This window comes from Pseudomonas sp. zfem003 (assembly GCF_032621675.1).
GTDB classification, from domain to species: Bacteria; Pseudomonadota; Gammaproteobacteria; order Pseudomonadales; family Pseudomonadaceae; genus Metapseudomonas; species Metapseudomonas otitidis.
Window position 1 is genome coordinate 332,252 of the sequence record NZ_JAVYJG010000009.1, and the last position, 24,313, is coordinate 356,564.

At 56.7% G+C, this 24,313-nt stretch carries 18 protein-coding genes and 1 tRNA gene; 14 read left to right on the forward strand and 5 right to left on the reverse strand.

Annotated elements, in window-relative coordinates; all coding sequences use genetic code 11:
- Positions 1-55: 55 nt before the first annotated feature.
- From RTK35_RS22795 to RTK35_RS22820, 6 genes are all read left to right on the forward strand, one after another.
- A tRNA-Pro gene (locus RTK35_RS22795) sits at positions 56-132 on the forward strand.
- Positions 133-595: 463 nt separating this feature from the next.
- Entirely contained in the window at positions 596-3,148 is a 2,553-nt protein-coding gene (locus RTK35_RS22800; RefSeq protein ID WP_316909070.1) for a sensor histidine kinase, read from the forward strand.
- Between the two features lie 2 nt (positions 3,149-3,150).
- Positions 3,151-3,819 carry a hypothetical protein gene (locus RTK35_RS22805; RefSeq protein ID WP_316909071.1) on the forward strand — a complete coding sequence of 223 codons (669 nt, stop codon included), beginning with the start codon at positions 3,151-3,153 and terminating at the stop codon, positions 3,817-3,819.
- Entirely contained in the window at positions 3,816-4,418 is a 603-nt protein-coding gene (locus RTK35_RS22810) for an HNH endonuclease (RefSeq protein ID WP_316909072.1), read from the forward strand. The genes RTK35_RS22805 and RTK35_RS22810 overlap by 4 nt, the downstream gene beginning before the upstream one ends.
- A complete protein-coding gene (locus tag RTK35_RS22815) occupies positions 4,393-6,024 on the forward strand; it encodes an Eco57I restriction-modification methylase domain-containing protein (protein WP_316909073.1) in 1,632 nt (543 codons plus the stop codon). The genes RTK35_RS22810 and RTK35_RS22815 overlap by 26 nt, the downstream gene beginning before the upstream one ends.
- Positions 6,025-6,278: 254 nt before the next feature.
- Positions 6,279-7,132, forward strand: a protein-coding gene (locus RTK35_RS22820) for an IS5 family transposase (RefSeq protein ID WP_316909074.1) whose coding sequence is annotated in 2 segments (ribosomal slippage) — positions 6,279-6,621 and positions 6,621-7,132 — 855 coding nt in all. Because the reading frame shifts where the segments join, the coding sequence is not laid out codon by codon here.
- 26 nt (positions 7,133-7,158) lie between these two features.
- Here the strand turns inward: RTK35_RS22820 and RTK35_RS22825 are convergent.
- Genes RTK35_RS22825 through RTK35_RS22835 form a run of 3 tightly spaced genes read right to left on the reverse strand, consistent with a single transcriptional unit; the run spans position 7,159 to position 13,024 of the window.
- The gene (locus RTK35_RS22825) at positions 7,159-10,308 is read right to left on the reverse strand and encodes an efflux RND transporter permease subunit (protein ID WP_316909075.1); all 3,150 of its coding nucleotides are present in this window, start codon (positions 10,306-10,308) and stop codon (positions 7,159-7,161) included.
- Positions 10,305-11,765, reverse strand: a complete 1,461-nt coding sequence (locus RTK35_RS22830) for an efflux RND transporter periplasmic adaptor subunit (RefSeq protein WP_316909076.1) — start codon at positions 11,763-11,765, stop codon at positions 10,305-10,307. Before RTK35_RS22830 ends, RTK35_RS22825 begins: the two co-directional genes overlap by 4 nt.
- A complete protein-coding gene (locus tag RTK35_RS22835; RefSeq protein WP_316909077.1) occupies positions 11,762-13,024 on the reverse strand; it encodes a TolC family protein in 1,263 nt (420 codons plus the stop codon). Before RTK35_RS22835 ends, RTK35_RS22830 begins: the two co-directional genes overlap by 4 nt.
- Before the next feature lie 594 nt (positions 13,025-13,618).
- Here RTK35_RS22835 and RTK35_RS22840 point away from each other — a divergent pair.
- The 4 genes from RTK35_RS22840 to RTK35_RS22855 all read left to right on the forward strand — a co-directional run bounded on the left by RTK35_RS22840 (position 13,619) and on the right by RTK35_RS22855 (position 16,709).
- A complete protein-coding gene (locus tag RTK35_RS22840) occupies positions 13,619-14,347 on the forward strand; it encodes an AraC family transcriptional regulator (RefSeq protein ID WP_074971515.1) in 729 nt (242 codons plus the stop codon).
- Positions 14,348-14,416: 69 nt separating this feature from the next.
- The gene (locus RTK35_RS22845) at positions 14,417-15,316 is read left to right on the forward strand and encodes a sterol desaturase family protein (RefSeq protein WP_316909078.1); all 900 of its coding nucleotides are present in this window, start codon (positions 14,417-14,419) and stop codon (positions 15,314-15,316) included.
- 99 nt (positions 15,317-15,415) lie between these two features.
- The gene (locus tag RTK35_RS22850; RefSeq protein WP_074971514.1) at positions 15,416-15,745 is read left to right on the forward strand and encodes a DUF3302 domain-containing protein; all 330 of its coding nucleotides are present in this window, start codon (positions 15,416-15,418) and stop codon (positions 15,743-15,745) included.
- 601 nt (positions 15,746-16,346) lie between these two features.
- On the forward strand, positions 16,347-16,709 hold the full coding sequence (locus RTK35_RS22855) for a sterol desaturase family protein (protein WP_316909079.1): 363 nt from the start codon (positions 16,347-16,349) through the stop codon (positions 16,707-16,709).
- 29 nt (positions 16,710-16,738) lie between these two features.
- On the opposite strand, the gene tnpC is transcribed toward RTK35_RS22855, so the two are convergent.
- Complete coding sequence (gene tnpC / locus RTK35_RS22860) at positions 16,739-17,101, reverse strand: Tn3 family transposase post-transcriptional regulator TnpC (protein WP_083422408.1); 363 nt, start codon at positions 17,099-17,101, stop codon at positions 16,739-16,741.
- The gene (locus RTK35_RS22865; RefSeq protein WP_316909080.1) at positions 17,101-20,118 is read right to left on the reverse strand and encodes a Tn3-like element ISPa42 family transposase; all 3,018 of its coding nucleotides are present in this window, start codon (positions 20,116-20,118) and stop codon (positions 17,101-17,103) included. The genes tnpC and RTK35_RS22865 overlap by 1 nt, the downstream gene beginning before the upstream one ends.
- A gap of 162 nt (positions 20,119-20,280) precedes the next feature.
- Between RTK35_RS22865 and RTK35_RS22870 the strand changes: the two genes are divergently transcribed.
- From RTK35_RS22870 to RTK35_RS22885, 4 genes are all read left to right on the forward strand, one after another.
- Positions 20,281-20,841: a hypothetical protein gene (locus tag RTK35_RS22870; RefSeq protein ID WP_316909081.1), complete on the forward strand. Its 561-nt coding sequence runs from the start codon at positions 20,281-20,283 to the stop codon at positions 20,839-20,841.
- Positions 20,828-22,165, forward strand: coding sequence for an LLM class flavin-dependent oxidoreductase (locus RTK35_RS22875; protein WP_316909082.1), 1,338 nt, complete (start codon positions 20,828-20,830; stop codon positions 22,163-22,165). Before RTK35_RS22870 ends, RTK35_RS22875 begins: the two co-directional genes overlap by 14 nt.
- Positions 22,166-22,396: 231 nt before the next feature.
- Positions 22,397-23,167, forward strand: a complete 771-nt coding sequence (locus RTK35_RS22880; RefSeq protein WP_316909083.1) for a hypothetical protein — start codon at positions 22,397-22,399, stop codon at positions 23,165-23,167.
- Positions 23,168-23,317: 150 nt separating this feature from the next.
- Positions 23,318-24,046, forward strand: a complete 729-nt coding sequence (locus RTK35_RS22885; protein WP_316909084.1) for a BPL-N domain-containing protein — start codon at positions 23,318-23,320, stop codon at positions 24,044-24,046.
- The last annotated feature ends 267 nt before the right edge of the window (positions 24,047-24,313 follow it).

A 24,313-nucleotide genomic window follows, 5' to 3' on the forward strand; every position in this document is an offset into this window, starting at 1 on the left:
CAAAAGCTTAAAGTATAGTTCGCGTCGTTCCGGTGACGGAGCTAGCAACAAATGTCGGGGCGTAGCGCAGCCTGGTAGCGCACTTGCATGGGGTGCAAGGGGTCGAGTGTTCGAATCACTCCGTCCCGACCATATTTAGAAAAGGCTCAAGCCAAAAGGCTTGGGCCTTTTCGTTTTTCGATTAATTTTATTTGATCGATCTAAGGGCTTTTGCTTAAGGACCTCCACCTTGGAGGTTGCCTTTCAATTTTCCCCTCCTCCCTTTGCGGCGCCTGCCTTGGGCGCCTATTGCAGTCCTGCTCTTGCTTATCTCTATAGCTCCATTCGGCTCGCATTAACTGTGATCAGTGAACTGCGTGCGAAACAATAGGCTACCAAAGGGGCGACCATCTGAGGGGGGTTATGAAAGGGAAAATCCAGGCTCGTCAAAAAAGAGAACTTCCCATAAAGTGTCTGTTGGTAGCGTAAGCGCAAGCGGTTGCAGCTTTGCAGAGCTAGAGGCATGAAATTCAGCTTCAGTCGCCCGATAGGCCTGCTTTGTTACTGTTCAGTAGAGCTGTATTACCTCAATTTACTTGCATAGGATGGGCTATTTATGGCCGATATTCCATTTAAGGTGTCTGCAAGGGCCGCTAGACTAATAGGCCGAGAGAACGTTGCGACGTCGCAAGGTGCCATTACTGAATTAGTAAAGAATGCATATGATGCAGACGCGGGCGCATGTGCGGTAATGTTTTTGCCAAGATATAAGCAAGTTCCTCGATCTATATCTGGGCGGCAATACCAAGAGCTGTCTAAGTTTTTACAGGATGCTGAAAGCTATTATGAGGCAGTGGGGCAAGAGTATCACTTGCGCACAGGTTTATCCGGACAATTTTTGGACAGCGTTGCGGCCGCCTTTAAAGATGTATTAGATTTATGGATCGTAGACAATGGTCATGGGATGTCGGCTCAAGTTATAAAAGATCACTGGATGGTAATTGGAACCGATGCGAAGGAGATAAGAGAGCATTCAGTAGGTGGGCGAGTTGTTACAGGGGCAAAGGGAATTGGCCGCTTTGCACTTGACCGGTTAGGGTACGAGTGTGAGCTCTACAGTGGGGAGCATGAAGGGGCAGAAATAATCCACTGGTCTGTTGACTGGGAATGTTTTGAAGGTAGAGGAAAAATTCTAGACGATGTCAGAGCGTCTCTGGACTCTTATGCAGAAGAGCTATGCTCTCTCTATCAAAGAATAGGTATCAAAGAGTATCTGCCAAAGTCTGTGCCTGTTAATGAAACGGACTATGAACCTGTTAGCTTTCTAAAGGGAACAGCCATCAGGATCTCTCACTTGCACGATGTCTGGGACCAGCGTGACAGCTTAAAGCTGAAGCAGACTCTAGAAGCTTTGCTTCCCCCAAGGGAGCGAGGTGGCTTTAATATATATGTTTATGACTATCGAGATATTGCAAGTAGTGGTTGGATTGATAGTTTTCCGCCAGATCAGTTCGATTATAAAATGTTTGCAAAAATTAATGCGAGTGGGAGTGTTGAGTTTGCTATTGAAAGAAAGGAGATAGATCCTTCTAAAATAAGGTCCGCTGTTTTCGATTATAAGGAAATGCAGGTTGATGGTTTTAGGAGGGGGGATTTTTTAATTGGTAGCTATGGCTATAATAAAAGTATTTTTAATCTTCGTTTGACGGATAACGAGAAGAAAGATGTTCTCTCAATTGGTCCTCTTGATTTTACTCTCTATTTTTTTAAGTTGGCTAACCCCTCTGCAGATACTCTAGAACGATATCCACAAAAGAGTTTCGATGTTGCTAAAAGGCGTCGATGGTTAAATAGCTCTGGTGGAATAAGAATTTACCGTGATGGATTTCGGGTGCGTCCTTATGGCGAACCAAATACGCAAGGCTCAGATTGGCTCCTACTTGGACAGAGGGTTGCATCTAATCCTGCCGCAGCGAAACGCATTGGCTGGCGTGTACCCCCACAGCAAGTGGCGGGCACAATTAATATAACAAAACACGAAAATCCATTGCTTGCTGATCAGTCTAACCGCGAAGGTATTATGAATGAGCGAGCGTTTTCAGTATTTCGCTCATTGATTATTTCACTAATCGCAGAGTTTGAGCATGATAGAAGCTATATTTATCGAGTCTTTGACAGGGTCTACGAGGCTGAGCGAGCAGATCAAAAGGATATTGAGGAAGGGAAGCAGCTAGCGGAAGATGCGTTAGCCAATGCTGATAACCCGAAGCCCCCTCAGTTAGAACTAGGGGTTACTAATCCCGAAAGCCTGCATCAAGCAAACGAAGAACTTCTATCTCAGAATCTGAAGATCGCTAAGGCATATAAGACTGAGGAGCAAAGGAACGAAGTACTAAAAGATGAAATCCAAGTAATGCGTGGATTGGCTACGTTAGGAACCGTATTGGTTTCGTTTACGCATGAATTAAAGCAAATTAAAGCCAACATGGATTTACGCTACCGCAGGATGGATAATGCCCTCAAGCGAGTGGTTGATGAGGAGCGTATCAAGACAGTGCCAGAATATGTCAACCCATTTAATATCGTCCAAAGATGGGCGCGTGAGGACGAGAAGGTAGGTAGGTGGGTTGATTTTGCCTTGTCGGCTATTTCGCCAGTTAAGCGTCGGCGTAAGATCATCGATTTCTCTAGTTACTTATTGAACCTTTCTGAGTACTGGGAGGACTTCCTCAAAGCGAAAAGCATTGTCCTTCATATAGTTGATGAACTTGAGCAACCAGCGCTACTATTGGCTCACGAAATAGATTTAGATAGTATTTTCTATAATTTACTTATCAACTCTGTAGAGGCATTTATTCGCCCTCGAGATGCCGAGTCCAGAGATGTTTGGATTAAGGTGGCTTCGGTTAGTCCTAATAGTATAGATGTTATATATAGAGACAATGGCCCTGGCATTTCGGAAGGTTTCACTTCGGTAAGTGATATTTTTTCTTTTGGCGTCTCATCGAAAACTACCGAAGGAACAGAGGTTTCTGGAACGGGCATTGGGATGTGGCTGGTTAAAGGAATTATTGATGACTATTCTGGTGAGGTAAATTTAAATTCAGGCATAGGGGAGTCTGGATTTTCAATCAGCCTAAAATTTCCAGAGTATAAGAAGGAGGGGTAAATATGGATTCGATGGATAGCGGTTGGCGCCCAAGTATCGCTTACGTTGATGAGCATGAGGATGAGCGATCAAATTTTTTTAATGACGCTTTTGATACTGAGTTCTTCAATACTATTTACCTAGTTGCTCCAACTAAGGACCTTGATGAGTTGCTTGATGGCTTGCTTTCTTTAGATATTGATGCTCTTGTAAGTGATTTTAACCTCTCGGAAGCGGGGCCTCTGTCTTATGATGGTGATAAATTAGTTTCCGCATTTATGTCTGTGCGGTGTGATTTCCCCTGTTTTATAAGAACAGCGTATGGCGACCAAGCAATATCTTCGGCTGAGGATGTGAATAGGGTCTACTCTAAAGGTGGCGGCAGGGACAAGGAAGATGGTCGAGATCTTTTTGCTCGTATTGTCCATCAGATAAATAGATATAAATCTCGTCTGCACGCTTGGCAGGAAGAGTTAGACGATCTTAATAACAGGCCCGGTAGGTTAAGTGCCGCAGAGGTGGAGAGGGCCATCGAGCTGGATGGCAAAATAGAGTCTAGTATTTCTAGAAAGTCGTCAATTCCTTCTCATATAAAAAAGCATCTTCTAGAGTTTGATGGTTCTCTTATTGAAGAAGCTGAGAATTTAATCAAACACATGCGATCCGCCCTCAAAGAAGGTGAAAGTAAGTGAGTTTGGTTCACGAGAAGAAGCCTAGTCGTCGACAGATCGAGCTCCGAGAGCCCTATAGTGCTTACCGAGATGATCTAAGAGAAGATTTCAATCAATCGTGTGGCTACTGTGATGACAGTGATCATAGAATGGATCGCATATGCTTTCATATTGATCATTTTGCGCCGAAGAAAAAATTTCCTGAACTTGAGAATGCTTATTCAAATCTTGTCTATGCCTGTCGTTTTTGCAATATACCTAAATCTAATCACTGGATAGGCGATGACCCATTGATTCATAATGATGGTGAAAAAGGATTTGTCGATCCTTGCTCTGATGCATATGCGGAACATATAGGGCGCGAAGCAACAGGTAAGATTATTGGCAAAACGCCACTAGGTTGCTATATAGTCAAGCGCCTAAATCTCGGGCTTCTTAGGCATCAATTGCTTTGGAGAGCAAGGCGTGCAAGGTTGCTTAGAGAAGAAATTTCCCCATTGATCGAAGAGTTTAGAGCGAGAGGCTTTCCTAAAGGAGAGCTGTATGTCGCTTTGTTAGAAAAATTCCGAGAGCTAACAATTAAGATTGAAGAGTATGAGTTTGGTGCGCAAGGCGGATAAGAGAAAAAAGATTCGATTTACTGGGGCGGTTTACACTCCGACAGATATTGCAGTCGCGTTGATAAAAAAAGTTATCTCTCTTGTACCAAGTCGTCCATTAGAGATTTTGGAGCCAAGCGTAGGGGATGGCGTTTTCTTACATGAAATGATAAAGCTGCAGCAAGAGCATAAATTTACTGCAGTAGATATCGATAGTCAGTCTATTGATACTTTGTTAAAAGGCCTAGCAGGCTGCCGTTCATCATTAAATCTGATTTGCAGTGATTTCATAGAGTACGCTCTTAGTAAGAGCTATGTGGGCTTCCGGAAATTCGATATTATTATAGGGAATCCACCCTTTATTCGTGGGCGCCATTTTTCGGAAGAATTTAAAAGCCGCATGGCAGAACTTTCAGCTGTAGCCTCTTATCCTTTAATAGATTTGAAAAATAGCTGGGTCGCTTTTTTGATTGCATCGGGACTTTTAGTATCGCCAGATGGGGTTGTGGCGCTTATTCTTCCCTATGAGCTTATGACCGTAGATTATGGGAGGAAAGCGCTACGATCTCTTTCTGCTGCTTATGAGCGTATAGATCTTTTTATATCAAAAAGTAAAGCATTTCCTTCGATAGACCAGGATGCCGTTATTTTTGTTGGTCAGAAGAAAACAAATAGAAGTAAAGGGCTTTATATTAATCACGTTGAAAGCATGGTTGATCTTTTTAGCCCAGTTGTCCATAAGCTTTCTGCACTTGACCAAAGTAATTCTGGTATTGAGCTTAGCTCCTTTCTCCTTCCCAAAACCACGGTAGAGCTATTAGTGAAGTTGCGAGCTCGTGCAAAAAAAATCTCTGATTTTTCTGGGAGTGCGCCTGGAATAGTTTCGGCGGCTAACGAGTTCTTCATTCTGACAAAGGCTCGAGTCGAAGAGCTTGAAGTTGAAAATTACGTTATCCCAATATTGAAGAAAGGTAGCCTGGCAAGCCATAGACCAGTCTTCGATCATGCAGATTTTAACGAGCTTGAGCGACGCGAACCCTGCTATCTATTGAATATTAAGGGGGAGTTCTCATCGTTAAATGAAAAGCTGCAGGAGTATATTAAGCAGGGTGAGGCTGAGGGGCTTCACAAGCGATATAAATGTCGCAATAGAAAGAATTGGTACGAGGTTCCTATTGTTTCGAGAGAGGTTGGTTTTTTCTTTAAGCGTTCACACCAACTTCCTAAGATATGTATAAATAATGCTAATGTATATCTTACGGATACAGCTTACGGTTTGCGAATTAAGGACGGATACACCATAAAAGGTCTTTGCTATTCTTTTTATAATTCACTGACAATGCTGTTCGCTGAGCTAGATGGACGGTTCTATGGTGGGGGCGTTCTTGAATTGTCGCCAACAGAGTTTCGTGGCTTGCCCCTTGCCTATCATGAGCCTACTGATAAAGAGTTTCAAGAGTTTATCGCGGCGCACGAGCTAGCAAGAGGAGAAGTCAATGAGATCCTCTCGTATGGGGATCGCTGGCTCATTAAAAAGCTGAATATGAGTCCTAAAGATATTTCTGCAGTGCAAGAAGCTCTATCACTAGTCCGCGCGCACCGCATGAGACATGGTGGGTCAATATAGAATTAAAGATTTTAATTTTTGCATCTATTAATGGGTGGTGAGGTTCTTCAGTTTTTGTCAATGGATTTTTATGCCGAATCTTTTCATTGCTCCTCTGTGCTTTCTGGTTTTTAGGTGAAGTAATTCTTGAGAATTAATATTAAACAGGGAGTCGATCAAAAACGACCAAATCGCCCGCTCACTTCTATGTTTTTAGGTTCTGTACGAAAAGTCGGTACAGGTAGAATCGCCACCATGATTGGCTGGATGTCCACATGGCAAGGCGCTACGAACTCCCAGATGCGGGCTGGGAGTTGATCAAGGATCTGGTTGCCCCGGAACAGAAGATGGGCCGACCTCGAAGTGATGATCGGCTGGTGCTCAACGGCATCTTTTGGATCCTCTGCTCCGGAGCCGCCTGGCGTGATCTGCCGGAACGTTTCGGCCCGTGGTCGACGGTTTATCAACGGTTCCGTGACTGGCGAGACGACGGCACGTTTAACCGAGTACTTGAGCGATTGCACGTCCGGCTGAATCAGGAAGGCCTGATCGACCTGGATACGTGGATGATCGACTCCACCGCGGTGCGTGCAACCCGAGCCTCTTCTGGCGCCGGGAAAAAGGGGGGCCAGAAGAACCGGTAGATCATGCATTGGGACGTAGCCGAGGCGGCCTAACCACCAAGATTCACCTGATCTGCGATGCCAACGGGATACCTCTCCGCTTTATGCTGTCACCCGGGCAGGCCAGTGACATTGGCCATGCTCAGCCACTCTTAGATCATGTACGTATCCCCGGAAAGTCGGGACGGCCTCGTAAGCGCTGCCGCTGGTTATTGGCAGACAAAGGCTACGATGCCGAGCATCTGCGCCAGTACTGCGACCGCTACCGCATGCAGCCGGTGATTCCACAGCGCACCATGAAGCGCAAACCCAAGCCAGGACTACCCCGACTGTTTGATCGTCCGAAATACCGGCAGCGGAACATCATCGAGCGGATGTTTGGCTGGCTAAAAGAGAACCGGAGAATTGGCACCCGTTACGACAAGCTCGCCAGGAGTTTTGCCGCAATGGTCACGCTGGCTTGCACGCTGCGATGCCTGCGGCAGTACTTTTCGTACAGAACCTAGTGCATGGGTTGCCCGGGTTTGTGCAGCTATAGCTCCTGCGGTGCGCGAACTCTCTGTGTACGCTGCCTTCGCATCAGCCAGTAGGCTGCCGGCAAAACCAGCATGGACATCAGCGGCGCGGTAATCATGCCGCCGACCATGGGCGCGGCGATGCGCTTCATCACTTCGGAGCCGGCACCGCCGCCCCAGAGGATTGGTAGCAGGCCGGCGATGATCACGGCTACTGTCATCACCTTAGGCCGCACGCGCAGCACTGCGCCTTCACGAATTGCCTCCAGTAGGGCCGGATCACCGATGCGACCGGCATCCATACGCGCATGCCAGGCATTCTTCAGGTACAGCAGCATGATCACCCCGAACTCGGCCGAGACCCCGGCCAGGGCAATGAAGCCCACACCGGTGGCCACCGACAGGTTGAAGCCGAACCAGTAGAGCAGCCAGATGCCGCCCGACAGGGCGAAGGGCAGGGTGGCCATGATCAACAGGGCCTCGTCGAAGCGGCTGAAGGTCAGGTAGAGCAGCACGAAGATGATCAGCAGGGTCGCCGGCACCACCCAGGTCAGCCGCGCATTGGCGCGTTCGAGGAACTCGAACTGGCCGGAGTAGGAGACGGTCATGCCGGCGTCCAACCGCACACGCTCGGCGACGCGCTGTTGCAACTCGCGCACGGTGGAAGCCAGGTCGCGCCCGCGGACATCGACATAGACCCAGCCGGACAGTCGCCCATTCTCGCTGCGCAGCATCGGCGGACCTTCGCTCAGGCGAATCTCGGCTACCGTGCCGAGGGTGATCTGCTGACCGCTGGCGGTGAGCACCGGCAGTCGCCGCAGCGCCTCCGGGCTATCGCGCCACTCCCTTGGATAGCGCAGGCTGATGGGGAAGCGGGCCAGCCCCTCGACGGTCTCGCCAATGTTGCTGCCGCCGATGGCGCCGGCCACCACCGACTGCACATCGGCGATGCTCAGGCCATAGCGCGCTGCGGCCAGACGATCGATCTGGATGTCGACATAGCGGCCGCCGGTGAGGCGTTCGGCCAGCGCTGAGCTGACCCCGGGCACCGCCTTGGCCACGGCCTCGATATCGCGGGTTATGCGCTCGATGTCGCCCAGCGAGGTGCCGGAAACCTTGACCCCGATCGGGCTCTTGATCCCGGTGGCCAGCATGTCGATGCGGTTGCGGATCGGTGGTACCCAGATATTGGAGAGCCCGGGAACCTTCACCGCGCGGTCTAGTTCCTCGATCAGCTTCTCCGGCGTCATCCCGTCGCGCCACTGCTCGCGCGGCTTGAACTGCACCGTGGTCTCGAACATCTCCAGCGGCGCCGGATCGGTGGCGGTCTCCGCCCGCCCGGCCTTGCCGAATACCCGCGCCACTTCCGGCACCGTGAGGATCATGCGGTTGGTCTGCTGCAGCAGCTGGCTGGCCTTGCTGGCCGGCAAGCCGGGTAGGGCAGAAGGCATGTACAGCAGGTCGCCCTCGTCCATGGGCGGCAGGAACTCCCCGCCGAGTTGGCTTAGCGGCCAGAGGCTGGAGAGGAACACCACAACGGCCATGGCCAGCGTGGCCTTGGGCCAGGCCAGCACCCACTCCAGCACCGGCCGGTAGGCCTCGATCAGCCAGCGATTCAACGGGTTCTGCTGTTCGTTGGGGATATGCCCGCGAATCCAATAGCCCATCAGCACCGGCACCAGGGTGACTGAGAGCCCGGCGGCGGCGGCCATGGCATAGGTCTTGGTGAAGGCCAATGGGCCAAACAGCCTGCCCTCCTGGGCCTCCAGGGTGAACACGGGAAGGAACGACAAGGTGATGATCAGCAGGCTGAAGAACAACGCCGGCCCAACCTCGGCCGAGGCTTCGCCGATCACCCGCCAGTGCGCTTCACCCCGGAGCTGCTCACCGGGGTGCCGGGCCTTCCAGGCCTCAATGTGCTTGTGCGCGTTCTCGATCATCACCACGGCGGCATCGACCATGGCGCCGATGGCGATGGCGATGCCACCGAGCGACATGATGTTGGCATTGATGCCCTGGTAGCGCATGACGATGAAGGCCATGAGGATGCCCAAGGGTAGGGTGATGATCGCTACCAGCGAAGAGCGCAGGTGCCAGAGGAAAATCAGGCAGACCAGGGCAACCACCGCGAACTCTTCCAGCAGCTTATAGCTGAGGTTGTCGATGGCGCGATCAATCAGCTGCGAGCGGTCATAGGTAGTGACCACCTCGACACCGGCCGGCAAGCTGCCCTTCAGGCTGTCCAGCTTGGCCTTCACCGTAGCAATGGTGTCCTGGGCATTCTTGCCGGAGCGCAGGATGACCACGCCGCCGACCACTTCGCCCTGGCCATCCAGCTCGGCAATGCCGCGGCGCATTTCCGGGCCAAGCTGAATGGTGGCTACCTGGCCCAGCAGCACCGGCACGCCGCTGGCCGAGGCCCGCAGCGGTACGTTGCGAAAGTCCTCCAGGCTCTGCAGGTAGCCGGAAGCCCGCACCATGTATTCCCGTTCGGCCAGTTCCAGAATGGCACCACCGGTCTCCTGATTGGCGCTTTTCAGTGCGGCCTCGACCTCCTGCTGAGTCACGCCATAGGCCACCAGCTTCTGCGGGTCGAGCAGCACCTGGTATTGCTTGACCATACCGCCGAGGGTGGCCACCTCGGCTACGTTGGGCAGGCTCTTCAACTCATACTTGAGAAACCAGTCCTGCAGTGCCCGCAGCTGGGCCAGGTCATGCCGGCCGCTGCGGTCGACCAAGGCGTACTGGTAGATCCAGCCTACACCGGTGGCATCCGGGCCGAGGGTGGTGGTAACGCCCTCGGGCAGGCGCTCCTGGGCCTGGTTGAGGTACTCCAGTACCCGCGAGCGGGCCCAGTAGAGGTCGGTGTCGTCTTCGAACAGCACATAGACGAAGGAGTCGCCAAAGAACGAGTAGCCGCGCACCGTCTTCGCCCCCGGCACCGAGAGCATGGTGGTGGCCAGCGGATAGGTCACTTGGTTCTCGACGATCTGCGGCGCCTGCCCGGGAAAGCTGGTTCTGATTATGACCTGGGTGTCAGATAGGTCCGGCAGTGCATCCAGCGGGGTGCTGCGCACCGACCAGATGCCCAGGACGCTGATGAACAGGGTGGCCAGCAGCACTAGGAAGCGATTGCCGATCGACCAGTGGATCAGGCGCGCGATCATGGCTGCTCCCCCTGCTTGTCGAGCCGCTCGATCAGCAGCCCGCTATCCGTCAGCCGTGCGCCGATGCGCACGTGGTCGCCCGGCTTGAGACCGGCGGCCACCGAAGGACCGGCCAGGGGAAAGGGCATGGTCATGCCGGGCATGTTCAGGCTCTCGAAGGGACCATGCTCCAGGGTGATCCGTTGGCTATCCAGCGCCCGGATCACGCCATGGGACTCGTGCAGCCCCGGGGCGAGCGGCTGCTCCGCCTTGCCGGCCATGACGCCCTGCAGGCTGGCCTCGGAGTCGATCAGGAACTGGCCGGAGGTGACCACCGACTGGCCTTCCGCGAGACCGGACAGCACCTCCAGGCGGCCATCGGCCTCGCGGCCCAGGGTGATTTCCTGGGGACGGTAGCGTCCGTCGTCTTCGGCCAGCATCACCAGCGCCCGCTTGCCGGTGCGGATCACCGCCTCGCTGGGCACCAGCAGCGCGGGCTGCTCGGCTTCGCTGTTCAGGCGCACGGCGGCGAACATGCCGGGGCGCAGTTTGCCTGTCGGGTTGGGCAGCTCGCTGCGTACGGTGACGGTGCGGGTCTGTGGGTCTGCACTCGGCAACAGGGCGATGACGCGGCCTTGCAGCGGTTGCCCGGGAAAGGCCGTCAGGCTGGCGTTGATCTCGCTTCCGACCTGAACCGTTCCGGCCATGGCCTCGGGTATCGCCGCATCGAGCCAGACCGTGGACAGGCCGTTGATCCGCGCCAGATCCTGGCCGGCTGCAACGGTCATCCCGGCACGCACCTCCAATGCCTGCAGCTCACCACTGATGGGCGTGGTGAGGGTCTGCAGCGCCCGAGGCTTGCCGCTGCGGCGCACCTGTTCGATCAGCGCGTGCGGCATGCCGAGCAGGCGCAAGCGCCCCTGGGCCGCGTCGATCAGGCGGGCGTCGGCTGTCGCCAGCACGGCGAGAAACTCCAGTTGCGCGGCGGACCACTCGGGTATCAGCAGGTCGACCAGGGGGGTACCTGCAGGCAGCACATCGCCCGGGGCGCGTCCATAGACCCGCTCGACAAAGCCGCCGGCACGGGCCTGCAGGTTTGCCACCTCACGCTGGTTGTAGGCCAGGGAACCGACGGCCTCGATGCCCGAGGGCAGTACACCGCGGATCACTGTTGAGGTTCGCATTCCGAGGTTTTGCACGGCTTGAGCGGAGACGCTCAGAACAGACGAATCCTTCTCAGATCCCGCGTATTTGGGGAGAAGGTCCATATCCATGAAAGGTGACTTGCCCGGTTTATCGAAGCGTTGCTCCGGTTGCATCGGGTCGTACCAATAGAGCACTTGGCGCTCATCTGTCGGTACGCTGCTTGGTATGGCGTCATGTTTGGCCTGCCTCTGGGCCAGCCAGTAGCCACCGCCTGCCGCGCTAATCCCCACAGCCAGCAAGGCGACTGCAAATCCAAAAGACGATATCTTCATTTCAGTCCCTCCACATAGGCGTAATACAGGCTTGCGGAGAGCTGGTTCAGCTTGCGCTGCTGTTCGATCTGCCGCAGCTGCGCCTCGATCAGATCGCGCTGGGCGGTGATGACGGATGTCAGTTGGCTGTTGCCGGCCCGGTAGGCGGCCAGTTCGAGATCGGCGCGTTTGCTTAAGAGCGGGATCAGGGTTTTTTCGGTGCGCGCCAGAGTCCTGCGCAATTGCTCAAGCTCGGCAAGGCCGCCTTCCAGTTCAGCCTGATGGGCGCGCAGTAGCGCCTCCTGCTCGGCTTCCATCTGCGACACGCTTTGTTGTCTGGCCTTGATCTTGGGCCCCTGACGTGTACCTACGAACAACGGCAGGTCAAAGGTGAATTGCACCATCACCATATCGCCGAACTGGTTGTCGCGATTGTTGTAGGCAAATTCGACTCCCCAGTCGGGGGTCTTCTCGGCGATGGCCTCGTTCAGCTCGGCGCTAGCCTCGCCGACCCGGGCTGAGGCTGCTCGCAGTTCGGGGTGCGAGGCCATGCGTTGTTGCAGGTGGGGTACCGTTAGCCTCAGCTCGGGTACATCGCCTTGCAAAGGCTGCTCGGCCTCGTTGCCGATCCAGCGGCGCAGCTTGGCGCGAGCAACTGCGACATCCCGATTCAGCTCATCTCGCCGATCTTGTAACGCCAAAGCTTCCTGGTCGGCCTGTAACAGCTCGCCAGGCTGGGCACCACCACCGGCAATCAGCGATTGCACGGTCGAGCGGAGCATCTCGATCTGACGATCCAGCTGATTGAAGAGGCCAACGCTGCGCTCTGAGTAGTAAACGTCCAGCCAGCTCAATGCCGTCAGGCGCTTGATTTCCAACTGCATGGCACGTTGCTCAGCTTCGGCTCGTGTCATGGAGGCTTCAGCCAGTTGGCGACGGGCCAGACGCTTGTCGCCGTTGGGTACCTCCTGCATGAGTCCAATGCGGCGCATGGTCATGGAGTCACGATTAAGTGTGTAACGATCCGGGCCTTCGATCGGCAGGTTGTCGATGCCTAGAATCAGCTTGGGATCGGGCAGGGCGTCTGCGGGCCCTATGGCCTGCTGTGCCGAGGCAACCTGGGCTTGCCGTGCAAGGTTCTCAGGTGCGCGCTGTTCGGCGAGTGCCTGCGCTCGTTCGAAGGTCAGGGGCTGCGCCTGCGCGGCAACCCAGGGAACTGCCCAGAATGCGGCAGCTAACACACCGAGATAGCCACGGCGCGGGAAAAGGAAAGCGGACATGCTTTCGCCTCCAATGCGATTGATCGGGGTCGCTACCATGAAGCCTTGGCCGCGACGATGCGCCTGGTTTGAGGCGCGGGATGATCACTGCATTAGACGAAACGAGGAGGGCGCCAGAGTCCTGTGGGCTCTCGCTTGATCACCGACTGGGTCAGCAATATTTCGGGGCGCGAGGGAAGAGGGGATATGCTCTTGATCACGGTGGTCTGGAGAAGACCTCCAGTCTTGCATTCCTGACCAGATTTGCAGGGTGACTTACTGGCCAGTCCATCAGACTTGTCCATCTGCTCGCAGCACGGAGCATCAGCCGTTGCATGGCCCTGATGATCGGTGTTCTGCATCGGGCAAGGTTGTGCCGGCATGCTGAAAGCCACACCGCCAAAGGTCGGCAGCAAGAGGCTAGCAATCATTAGCAGGATCAATCCAATCCGACGCACAGCAATTCACCAGGCGGGGCAATAGGCCGACGATAGCAGATTGCTCCGAGGCATGAACGCTCCCTTTGGCGATAACAGCACTTCGTTGACTTGGATCAAATAGGGTGTCAATTAGCAGGCCGAAGGGTAGGGTGCAGAAAACAAGAGGGACTATCAGGTGATTGCATCACAGACCGTCGGTTGGCACGGCAAAGCCTGGATATCTCCAGGCTTTGGAGTGTTTTCCGGACAGGTAGGCAATCATGATTGGCACCGGCACATGGCCCACCAGATCACCATTGGCATCAATCACGACTTGAGGGTGACTACACCTGATGGCAGCGTCACGGCCCGAGCCATTTGCATCCAAGCGGGCGTAATTCATCAAATCGAAGCAGTAGAGGTTGTTTCGATTTACCTTGACGCGCTTTCTGAGGAGGCGGAGGCGTTCAATGCCCCCACGAGCATCTTGCCTATCGAAGTGCACAACATCTTGGCTTTGCAGAGACTGCTGGCAACTCCTAGTATCACCGCCCAGCAAATGCGAGGTGCGGTTCGCCAGTTTCTTAATCTCCCCCATGTTCCGATCATCGATCCACGCTTGCGGCTTGTACTTGAAGCCTTAAGCAAACCCGCCAATGGCAGACAGGAACTGGCCGATCTGATGCACCTGTCACCGACTCGCTTTTCTCATTGGTTTGTTGAACAGACCGGGTTGCCATTGCGCAGTTACCGAAAATGGCTTCGTCTGGTTACAGCACTCCAACTCATTACAGCAGGCCAAAGTCTGACCATGGCCGGCCATGCGGCAGGGTTCTCGGATTCCGCGCACTTTTCTCGAACCTTTCGCAGCCTGTTTGGCCTCGATCCATCTTCAGCGCTGAGCCAGATCAGTCTCAGCAGCTGAAATCAGCTTTTTCGTTCAAGCCAGCGCCGTAGGAGCCTCTTATCGTAAGGTACTCAAGAGGAGGGCCGCATGATGACCAATTGCTTCAGGTTCATGGTTCGCTGGTTCAGCTATCCGGTCATTTTTGGTGGTACGGCTGGCTGGATGATCTGGCTGCTGTACAAGGGCTTGCCATATTGGCCCAGCACAGCCCTCATCGCGGCATCTGGAATTATTCTGGTCGCTATATTGGAGCGCCTACAACCATTCCGTAAGAGCTGGCTTGCCGACCACCAAGATACACTGACCGATATGCTTCACATGGTGGTGAATCTGTCCGTCATCCAGTTCACCGCCACGTTTCTGGCTCGGCTGGGTGATTTGATGCCTGACGCCGCGCGTACCTTCCCAACGGATTTGCCGCTGTGGGCACAATTGTTCATCGTAGCCATGGTTTTGGATATCAGTCTCTATGCCATGCACCGATTCAGCCATTACGCACCATGGCTATGGCGCCTGCATGAACCACACCACAGTGCAGAGCGCCTCTACTGGATGAATGGCGAACGCCGGCATCCACTGCATGCGGCGATCATGGCGGGCCCTGGACTCTTGGTGCTCTTTGCGATGGGAACACCTTCTGCTCTTGTCGCAACCTGGTTCGGCATCCTCACAGTGCATCTCGCATTTCAGCATTCCAACCTGGACTACTCGCTAGGCTGGATGCGTAATGTGATTGGCGTCGCTGAGACACACCGCTGGCACCACAAGCGGGAGTTCGAAGATGCTCAGGTTAACTTCGGCGAGTTCCTGCTTCTGTGGGACCACCTGTTTAGGACCTTCTACGATGGGACAGACAAACTCGGCGATGCTCAAGTAGGGCTGCAAGAACGTGACTATCCAACGCGATATGGGGCTCAACTGGTAGCTCCGTTTAAGCGGATGTCTCAAAGTCGCAGGATTCGCAACACTCCTTCGGCACAAAGCTAGCTAGAGTCCGGTAAACCAGAAGCGGGTAGGGCTATGGGGCAGGCCATAGCCCTCTGCACTACACTGCCAGCGTTTAGTTCTCCAAGAATGGAAGAAACTATGCTCGATTACTTTGCACTGGGTTTATTGATTTTTGTTGGGCTGGTGCTGTTTTACGGGATGATTGTCATCCATGACATCCCTTGCGAAATTGCCCGGCAGCGCAACCACCCCCATCAGGATTCGATCCATGCAGCCGGCTGGGTCAGTATGTTCACATTGCATGCGATCTGGCCGTTCCTGTGGATATGGGCAACCCTTTACCGGGAAGATCGCGGATGGGGCTTCGGCGATAGCAGCCCGCAAAGCCGTGTCGTTCGCCTAGAGCAACAGGTAGCTGAACTACAGCAGCGTGTCGAACGGCTGGAGGGTATGCAGGGGCGGCACTAGATTCGGGGGAAATCGATTCCTGCGAGAGAATCTGAACGATGGACTTTTGCTCGTGCTCACCGTCTTAGGATATCAGCCTTCAGGCACCGCGGAGCGTGCGGACAAAAGTGATCGGGGCAGGTCATTAGGGTCCGTCTAACGCATGCAGCTTAACTCTAAAGTATATCGTGAAAGAGCGATTTTATAATCGCTCTATAATCGCTCTATAATCGGCTATAAAGCCCAATCTAGAACACCTCCATCGCCTCAGCCTTGGCCCGGGAGGGGCAGGGAGAGAGCTCACGTCAGAAAGTCTGATCAGTTGCCCATGTGTGGATTTTTCAAGGAAGCCTTAACAAGTGGAAGAGCGCGGCGACCTGTCACACTCGAGCCTAGTCGATGAGGATACGAGCCGCGTGAGATCACCAAACAGTTCAGGCCTAGGCAGACAGCCTTAGCAGCGATACACCGCGTCCTTGCCGGAGTCTCTTTGGGTACCAAGGCTTTGGATGTCAGCGTTGGACTATCAGCGGCCTCATTGCATATCAGATATTTTCACTAAGCCGTTATTATTGATGGAAGAGACTAGGATCGATGTCCCACATTGACTTCCAAGAAGCAGATGGAGTCCCACATTGCCTTCCAAAGCGCCAACGAAGTCCCAAGTTGCCTTCCAATGCAATCAAGAAACAGGTCAAATCCGGCCAAAAGTCCCAGATTGCCTCCCGCGAAAGCAAATCTGGACTACTCGTTGGGCTGGCTACGGCGCGTCATCGGCGTTGCAGAAACACACCGTTGGCATCACAAACGCGACTTCGAGGATGCGCAGGTCAATTTCGGTGAGTTCTTGCTGGTGTGGGATCAGCTGCTTGGAACCTACTATGACAGCGTAAGCAAGCCCGGCAGCGCCGAAGTAGGACTGCATGACCGGAACTATCCGACAGGCTATGTGGGTCAGCTTGTTGAGCCGTTCAGAAGCCAGTAGCTTGCACGGTGTCGCTGGCGACTGGTTGGTTAATGAGGATCGGCCGGCATGAGTTCAATCAAAGGCCTCAGTTGAGCTCTGACGCTGGCCAGCCAATTGCCCAGTTCCACCAGATCCTCATCAAGCGACTCGGCTTCCTCCCAGATACTGCCGCCTTCCGTCACAGACACCGATAGTGCCGCACCATCGAGCACCGTTTTCGCCATGGCATGTACCCGCAGGAGGCCATCCCTGAGGCCGCCGATGTTGTTCATTTCCTTCAGCAGCAGATCCAGCCCATCGACTAGACGCAGCAACTGGATGGTGTCGTAGTCGTCATGCAAACGCTCCAGCGCCTCGGCATCTACCTCGCCGTAGGGCGTGACGCGAAATGACGCAGGAGGAATGTTCATCAGGTCATCTCCTCGGTTTCCGCAGTACCGAGCTTGCCAGTGCGGATGGACCCGGCTGCCTGCTGGAACACCGAGTCTTTGATCCAGGGCTCCGGCGGCCGGTTGAGCTTGAGGTTGAACTCGCCGAAACGCTTGACGTTGCTGGTCAGGTAGGGGCTGAGGAAGGACACATCCTCATCGGTGAACTGCCAGCCCTCGCGGGCCAATTTCTGCAGGTTCCGCATCATGTCCACAGTGTTCTGCAGGATCACCGACGAGGCCACCATGTCGTTGTAGCGCAGTCGCTTCTGTTGCTCGTCCGGATCGTTCTCGGCGATCACGTCGCCGCCGAAGGACAACCACTTGGAGAATCCGTTGTAGGACTCGATCTTGTTGGTGTTCGCGGTAACCTCCTGGCGCAACTCGCGACTGCCGATCCAGTTGAGCAGGAAGATCGTACGGATCACGCTGCCCAGTGCCTGTGCCGCGTGGTAGAGCTTGTTACGCCGGCTGTAGGAACCGAGTTTTCGCAGCAACATAGGCGAGGAGATTTTGCCCGCCTGGATCGATAGCGCGACCTGCATCAAATCCTGCCAATGGGTTTCAATCAGGTGCCAGTCGGCGGTGTCGGTGAACAGGCGGTTGATATGCTTATACGCAGCGCCGCGATCCGGCCGGCACATCACCAGGTCGCGCCAATTGCGGATGCGTGGCATCAGGTTGATGCCCAGCAGATGGGTGAAGGCGAACACCGTGGCCGACTGGCCCTGGGTATCGGAATACACCGTATCAGCTTCGACGCTGAGATCGGCCTTGAGCAGCCCCTCGATTACATAAATTGCCTCCCAGATGCCCGGGGGGATGAAGTGTTGGAATACAGCGATGTAGTTGTTGGCCACGTGCCGATAGGCCACGGCTCCCATCTTGCGGTAGCGGAAGTGGTAGCCGGCCAGCAGGTTGTCGTCATAGAAGTCGAACTGGGTGCCGTCCGCAGCCACCGCCTTGCCATCGCCCCAGAGCTTGGGCAGATCGAGCTGTAGATAGAGTTCCACTAGCTCGCGGTTAGCCTTGTCCAGTTTCTCCAGCGAGAGGTGACGGCGATTGGTATAGGAAAGCATGTGCGGGGTGACATTACCGGCCAGATGCCGCGCGGCCTGGCTGGGGCCGAGGTTGCAACCCATGGCGAAGATCGTCATCAGGTAGCGCTCGGCAGGTTCTTTGAGCTTTGGCTCGTTGCCGGACATCGGCCCGAAATGTCGAGTGAACTGAATCCAGTGCTCGATGTTGGCCATGATGTCGAGTACGTGCCTGGCCGGCATGCGTTGCATGAGGGCCGTCTGTAGCGAGATGGCCGATGGCGGGATGTCGCGCGCCGTCACTCGGCGCAATACCGGTTCGCCGGCTTCGTTGATCGATACGTCCCCTCGGCAAGAGGGGAATTTGTCATCCAGTTGCTGCGCGGTTTCCTCCAACTGGGTCTTGAGGGAGGTAACAAATTCCTTCGCCGTGCCAGGCAGTTCCATCTTTTCGCAGTAGGCCGGTAGTCGCTGGAGACATTCGTCCCAGGGTAGCAACTGCTTGCGATAGTCGGCGAAGGATTCCGACCCTTGTACGCACATGTCACCGGATCGCAGTTCGTTGGCCAGGTAGGAGAATACGCAAACTTCCAGATAGCGCCGGTTGGTCGGTGGCCCCTCACTGGCAGGACGACGAACGACCTTGACCCAGCGCTCCGACGCAAACGACAAGTCGACGTGCTCGTCGATCCACTCGCGGTGCAAATTCTCGCTGTCCTGTATCAGTTGAAGTGCCTGAACCAGCGACCTATCCTGAGTCGTGGGCTCCAGTTGGAGAAGGTGGCTGAGACGGAACAACAGCGAGCGATGGGACCTGAAATGCTTCCAGATCAACGGCAGGTAGTTATTACCGCCGGTAGCCTGGACTTCGGCACAGGTTTCGCGCAACCGTTCCAGGTTGCCGTCGGGGGAGAGGTATTCCCGAATCAGGCTACCTGCCTCTTGGTCATCCGGCTCCTGAACCAAAATCTGCACCACACCGTCCAGGGTGGCCGCCAGCTGCTCCAGCTTCTGACGTTGCCGTGCTTGGATTTGCTCTAGTTCTTCCTTGGCACGTTTGTGAATCGTAGAGATTCGCCGGATGAACATCTCGGCTAGGTGATCCCGAGTCCGCACGCGCATCCGATAGATCAAGGCAAGCATCAGCGTGTAACGCTTCGGCAGCGAACAGTCCTTAAGCTCGGCGACGTCCGACGCCGCAGCTTGGGCAGCGAAGTGGCGGATTTTGGTATCGACGACTCCATCAAAAATGGCATCTAGATTCCCAAAGCTCTCGAGCCAAGCCATGTGATCTATCAGCACTTCCAAGTGTTTGCGGGATGGCTTCTTGGGTGCCTGCTTGAGGGCGTTGAAGTCACTTTGGCGTCGCCCGAAATCCGTTTCGAGCAGTTCTTTCAGTTTGTAGACCACCTCAATTGGCGCCCTGGTCACAACGAGATTGAATAGCCGCTCCTGCATTGCAACTAAGGCATCCTCAGCAGCGTCATTGAGGGTGGAATAGGCTGGGAGTTCGTAGCTGCGCTGCAGCAACTCGCCGATCAGCACATTGATGATATCCGCCCGCTGGTCGAGTACCTCGGCAGATTCGTGCGCAAGGTGGAGAGCTATGGTGAGCGCTTCACTACCATAGAAAGCCTTGATCTGGAGGTACTCACGAATGGCCGCCTGATGCCTATAAAAAGTACGCGAGTTGGTATAGCGGGAAGTGATACGAGGGCCAAAACCGAGTGTATTCCTGATGTGGCCAGTGATTTCTGGAGGTATCTCGTCTAGGGGAGGAAAGTAATGGAGCTCTTGGAATACCTTGAGCTGGACTGCCAGCCCAAGGGAAAGGGCTGGGCTACGAGCTGTCCTGGAAATCCAGTCAAGCTCTCCTGAGGAAAGCGAATAGTTGCGGTGTAATTCCTTAGTACTGAGGGTAGTCGCTAGCCGTGGATATGCCGTTCTCTCCAAAGCCGCCATCGCTCAGCCCCCATGCATGCAAATAGATCAGCATAGACGCTTACGGGCATGAGGCAGGCGAGACAAACAGATCAAATGAAATTCTATTTACATCAATAGGATAGGATCCCTATGTCCTAATTTTCCTTTATCTCGGCATGCCCCCGCAAGGGCCCGGCGCTGTTGATCCAGGCCGGGCTGCTGTTCTTCGCCCTGTCGGCCCTGCTGCAAGCCGGCTTCGCCGAGGGCACCTCGCTGCCCTACCTGCTGGGCGCCTTCGCGGTGATGGGGCTGGGCTGGGCCTGCATCCTCGGGCCGTCCACGGTGCTGGGCATCTCCTCGGTGCCGCAGAAGGTGGGCTCGGTGGCCATGGGCTCGCTGATGACCCTGCACAATGTCGGCGGCGGCCTCGGCCTGGCGGTCGGCGTGGGCCTCTACCGCGCATTCGCCGCCCACGAACTGGCCGGCGCCACCGGCGTGCCGGCGGATACCGACTGGCTGGCCCGTGCGGCGGCCGCGCCGGAGCAGGGCGTGGCACTGCTGGGCGCGCATCTGGCGCAGGCCCCGGAGGTGCTGCAGGGCTGGGTGCACGGCGCCTTCCTCCAGGGCTACCAGGCGGTGATGCTGTTCCTCGCCGCCAGCGTGCTGCTGGTCTGGGCCAGCGTCGCCTTGCTGCTGCGTGCCCAGGTGGCCGCGCCCGCCGAGGCGGCTGCCGAGCAGGAGCCCAGCCATGGCAAGGCGTGACGGTCGCCTGCGCCTGGGTGCCTTCCTCTCCGGCTCCGGCGCCCATGCCGGCAGCTGGCGCCACCCCCGGGCGGACGCCGACGCCTCGATCAATTTCGAGCGCTACCGGCACTACGCCCAGACCCTGGAGCGCGGGCGCTTCGATGCGCTGTTCCTCAACGACAACGTGGCGGTGGGCGAGCTGGACCCGCGCGTGCTGCGCAGCAGCGCCTACAGCCTGCGCTGGGACCCCTTGACCCTGCTGCCGGCGCTGGCGGTGGTGACGCAGCACATCGGCCTGATCGCCACCGCCAACACCAGCTACAACGAGCCCTACAACATCGCCCGCAAGTTCGCCTCGCTGGATCACCTGTCCGGCGGCCGCGCCGGCTGGAACCTGGTGACGGCGCTGATCGGCGGGGAGAACTTCAACCGCGCCGAGCACCTGCAGCATGCCGACCGCTACGCGCGCGCCGGGGAGTTCTTCGAGGTGGTCACCGGGCTCTGGGACAGCTGGGCGGACGACGCCTTCCCCCTGGACAAGGCTTCCGGCACCTGGCTGGAACCGGCGCGCATGCGCGTGCTGGACCACGAAGGCGAGCACTTCCGCGTGCGCGGCCCGTTGAATGCACCCCGGCCGTTGCAAGGCTGGCCGGTGATCGCCCAGGCCGGTTCCTCCGAAGCCGGTCGCGCCCTGGCGGCGCACACCGCCGAGCTGGTGTTCACCGCCCAGCAGACCCTGGAGGAGGGCAAGGCCTTCCATGCCGATATCCACCAGCGCCTGGCGTTGGCCGGGCGCGAGGAGGGTGAACTCAAGGTGTTCCCCGGCCTGGCCCCGGTGGTGGGGCGCACCGCCAGCGAGGCGCAGGAGAAGCACGAGGAATTGCAGGCGCTGGTGGACCCGGAGGCGGCGCTCAAGGCGCTGTCCTTCCTGGTGGACATCGGCATCGACCTGGAACGCCTGCCGCCGGATGCGCCGGTCGTACTGCCCGACCCGCTGCCGGTCACCGAGCGCCACAAGAGCCGCCAGCAACTGGTGATCGACCTGATCCGCCGCGAGAAGCCCACCGCCGCGCAGCTGCTGCGTACGCTAGGCGCCGGCGGCCATCGCCTGCTGGTGGGCACGCCGAGCCAGATAGTCGAGGAGATGGCCTGCTGGTACGAAGAGCGCGCGGCGGATGGCTTCAACCTGCTGTTCACCCACCTGCCGGGCGGGCTGGAGGACTTCGTCGACCTGGTGATCCCGGAGCTGCAGCGTGTGGGGCTGTTCCGCCGCGAGTACGAAGGCCGCACCCTCCGCGAAAACCTCGGCCTGCAACGCGTCGCCAACCGGCATTTCGCGTAGCGCGGCCAGGCTGTCGGAATGCCCGGACTGCAATCCGGGCGTTCCGCTCCGGCGTGGTGATCGAGGCCGAAGAGCGGTAGATTTCCCGCTTTCATCACGGAGCGGCAGCACATGGACAACCCTTTCCAATCCCCGACCACCGATGTCCGCACAGAGAGGGGCGGCAGCACGTCGAGCCCTGCATCCCTCGTGCTGCGCCTTGCGTTCCCCATCGAGCAGGCGTGACCGGACATGGGCGCCTGGGGCACGGGGCTGTATTCCGATGACACGACCTGTGATGTGCGGGATGACTACATCCAGCACCTGAAGCACGGACTTTCCCACAGCGAGGCCTGCCAGAAGGTCCTGGGCCGCCATGCCGCACGGCTGGGCGAGCCTGAGGTGGCCTGCCTGGTGCACTTCGCCCTGGCCGACACGGCCTGGAAGTACGGCCGGCTGGACGAGACGCTCAAGGACAAGGCGTTGTCGCTGCTGCGCGCGGGCGGGGACCTGTCCGTGTGGGAGCGCGATGCGCCCGGGGAGGTGCCGGCCCGCCGCAAGGCCCTCAAAGCGCTAGAAGCCAGGCTGGCTACCCCTCAGCCGGCGGAAAAGCCTGTGAAGGTGTCGCCGCCCAAGCCCAGGAAGGTCCGTACCACGGCGCCTGTGGGCTCGGTCTTCTCGCTGGATTTGCCCAGCCAACGCCAGGTGCTGCTGGTCCTGGTGGGTTTCGTCGAGCTGGAGAAGAGCATCGACCCGGTGTTCTCGGTCCTGGCTCAGCCCATCGCCTCAGCTGAATCCCTGCCCATTCGAATCACTGGCGATGCCCCGACACTGGTGCTCTCGAAGGGCTTTCGGCAGCCATTCCGGCACGTTGCGATCCTGCCCCGGGATGAACGAAAGGACATCCTCAGCGGGCTGACGCGCCTGGACATCACCGTCGAAGCGGCGCTGCCGTTCCAGCGGGAGCACACGGTGTGGCTGGCATTGGGGCGCATAGCCAGCGAGGCCGACGCGCACCTTTGAGACGGGTGAACGGGCAGGGGGAGGAGGGGAGCGACCCTTCTCGTCGACGCTCAAGGCTTGCGTAAATTGACGCTGTCATCACCGATTAACCGCCATACGGGCTTGTTACATGTAGTGCCCGTGCCACTCCCACACAAAGGAACTGTGCTGATGAAAAAGACCGTACTGGCCGCCGTGGCCCTGGTGTTTCCGCTGCTGGCCAAGGCCGAACTGGCGGTGATCTTCGACGGTGCCGGCACCTGCGACGGCTGCGCGAAGACCGTCGCCGAACTGTTGCAGAAAGAGCACTACAACGTCCGCCTGGTGGATGAAGACCAACTCAGCGCCGAGGTGCTTGAGGACGCCGATCTCTACGTACAGCCGGGCGGCTCGGACGACATCATGGACACCTTGTCGGAGCTGTCCGCCAGCCAGGTCCAGGCCATCCGCGACTTCGTCGCCCAGGGAGGCCAGTACCTGGGCATCTGTGCCGGCGGTTACCTGGCTGGGCGTTATGCCGACGAGAAGGAAGGCGTTCCAGCCTTTGGACTGATCGAGCTGGCCGAGGTCGACCAGGAAATCCCGAAGGACAAGGCGGCGCAGTTCATCTCCATCCAGCTGCCCGCAGGCCACCAGCAGCGCGACGTCTACTACCAGGCCGGCCCGCATTTCGGCAGCCGGCTCCCGGCTGGCGCCGAGGCGACGGCGTACTACACGAAATCCCGACGCATCGCCGCGCGAATCTCGTCCTACGGCAAAGGCACGGTCGGCCTCATCGGCCCGCATTACGAAGCGGACAGTTCCTGGTACGCCGCCGATGGGTTGCCATCCGACGCAGACGAACATCAGGACTTGTTGGTGGCCATGCTGGCGCAGATGAAGGAACGCGCCGGGCAGTGATCGCCGCGTGGTAACGGCCTAGAAACCGAAAGGCTGAAAGAGCGAGCCAAGGACGATTTCCAGCGTATCCGCAGCGTGGAAAGCACTGGGGAATCCTCAGCCAGGAAATACGTAATTAACCCATAATGGACGGCGTTACGTTGAGCGGGGTCCGGACACTGGCGTAGCCTTCCGGGCCCTGCGTAACGTAATGGCGATTATGAGTGACCCCATCCCCCTCCCGATCCCGCCGCACCTCGTCCGCGAGGCGCGCTTGTACGCGAAACC

What these genes read in the sequence shown, in the direction of transcription:
- RTK35_RS22850 (WP_074971514.1), top strand. Translation starts at nt 15,416, where the DNA reads ATGCTCGATTACTTTGCACTGGGTTTATTGATTTTTGTTGGGCTGGTG.
- RTK35_RS22800 (WP_316909070.1), top strand. Translation starts at nt 596, where the DNA reads ATGGCCGATATTCCATTTAAGGTGTCTGCAAGGGCCGCTAGACTAATA.
- RTK35_RS22855 (WP_316909079.1), top strand. Translation starts at nt 16,347, where the DNA reads ATGGAGTCCCACATTGCCTTCCAAAGCGCCAACGAAGTCCCAAGTTGC.
- RTK35_RS22825 (WP_316909075.1), bottom strand. Translation starts at nt 10,308, where the DNA reads ATGATCGCGCGCCTGATCCACTGGTCGATCGGCAATCGCTTCCTAGTG.
- RTK35_RS22830 (WP_316909076.1), bottom strand. Translation starts at nt 11,765, where the DNA reads ATGAAGATATCGTCTTTTGGATTTGCAGTCGCCTTGCTGGCTGTGGGG.
- RTK35_RS22865 (WP_316909080.1), bottom strand. Translation starts at nt 20,118, where the DNA reads ATGGCGGCTTTGGAGAGAACGGCATATCCACGGCTAGCGACTACCCTC.
- RTK35_RS22845 (WP_316909078.1), top strand. Translation starts at nt 14,417, where the DNA reads ATGATGACCAATTGCTTCAGGTTCATGGTTCGCTGGTTCAGCTATCCG.
- RTK35_RS22815 (WP_316909073.1), top strand. Translation starts at nt 4,393, where the DNA reads ATGAGTTTGGTGCGCAAGGCGGATAAGAGAAAAAAGATTCGATTTACT.
- tnpC (WP_083422408.1), bottom strand. Translation starts at nt 17,101, where the DNA reads ATGAACATTCCTCCTGCGTCATTTCGCGTCACGCCCTACGGCGAGGTA.
- RTK35_RS22835 (WP_316909077.1), bottom strand. Translation starts at nt 13,024, where the DNA reads ATGTCCGCTTTCCTTTTCCCGCGCCGTGGCTATCTCGGTGTGTTAGCT.
- RTK35_RS22875 (WP_316909082.1), top strand. Translation starts at nt 20,828, where the DNA reads ATGGCAAGGCGTGACGGTCGCCTGCGCCTGGGTGCCTTCCTCTCCGGC.
- RTK35_RS22885 (WP_316909084.1), top strand. Translation starts at nt 23,318, where the DNA reads ATGAAAAAGACCGTACTGGCCGCCGTGGCCCTGGTGTTTCCGCTGCTG.
- RTK35_RS22880 (WP_316909083.1), top strand. Translation starts at nt 22,397, where the DNA reads ATGGGCGCCTGGGGCACGGGGCTGTATTCCGATGACACGACCTGTGAT.
- RTK35_RS22805 (WP_316909071.1), top strand. Translation starts at nt 3,151, where the DNA reads ATGGATTCGATGGATAGCGGTTGGCGCCCAAGTATCGCTTACGTTGAT.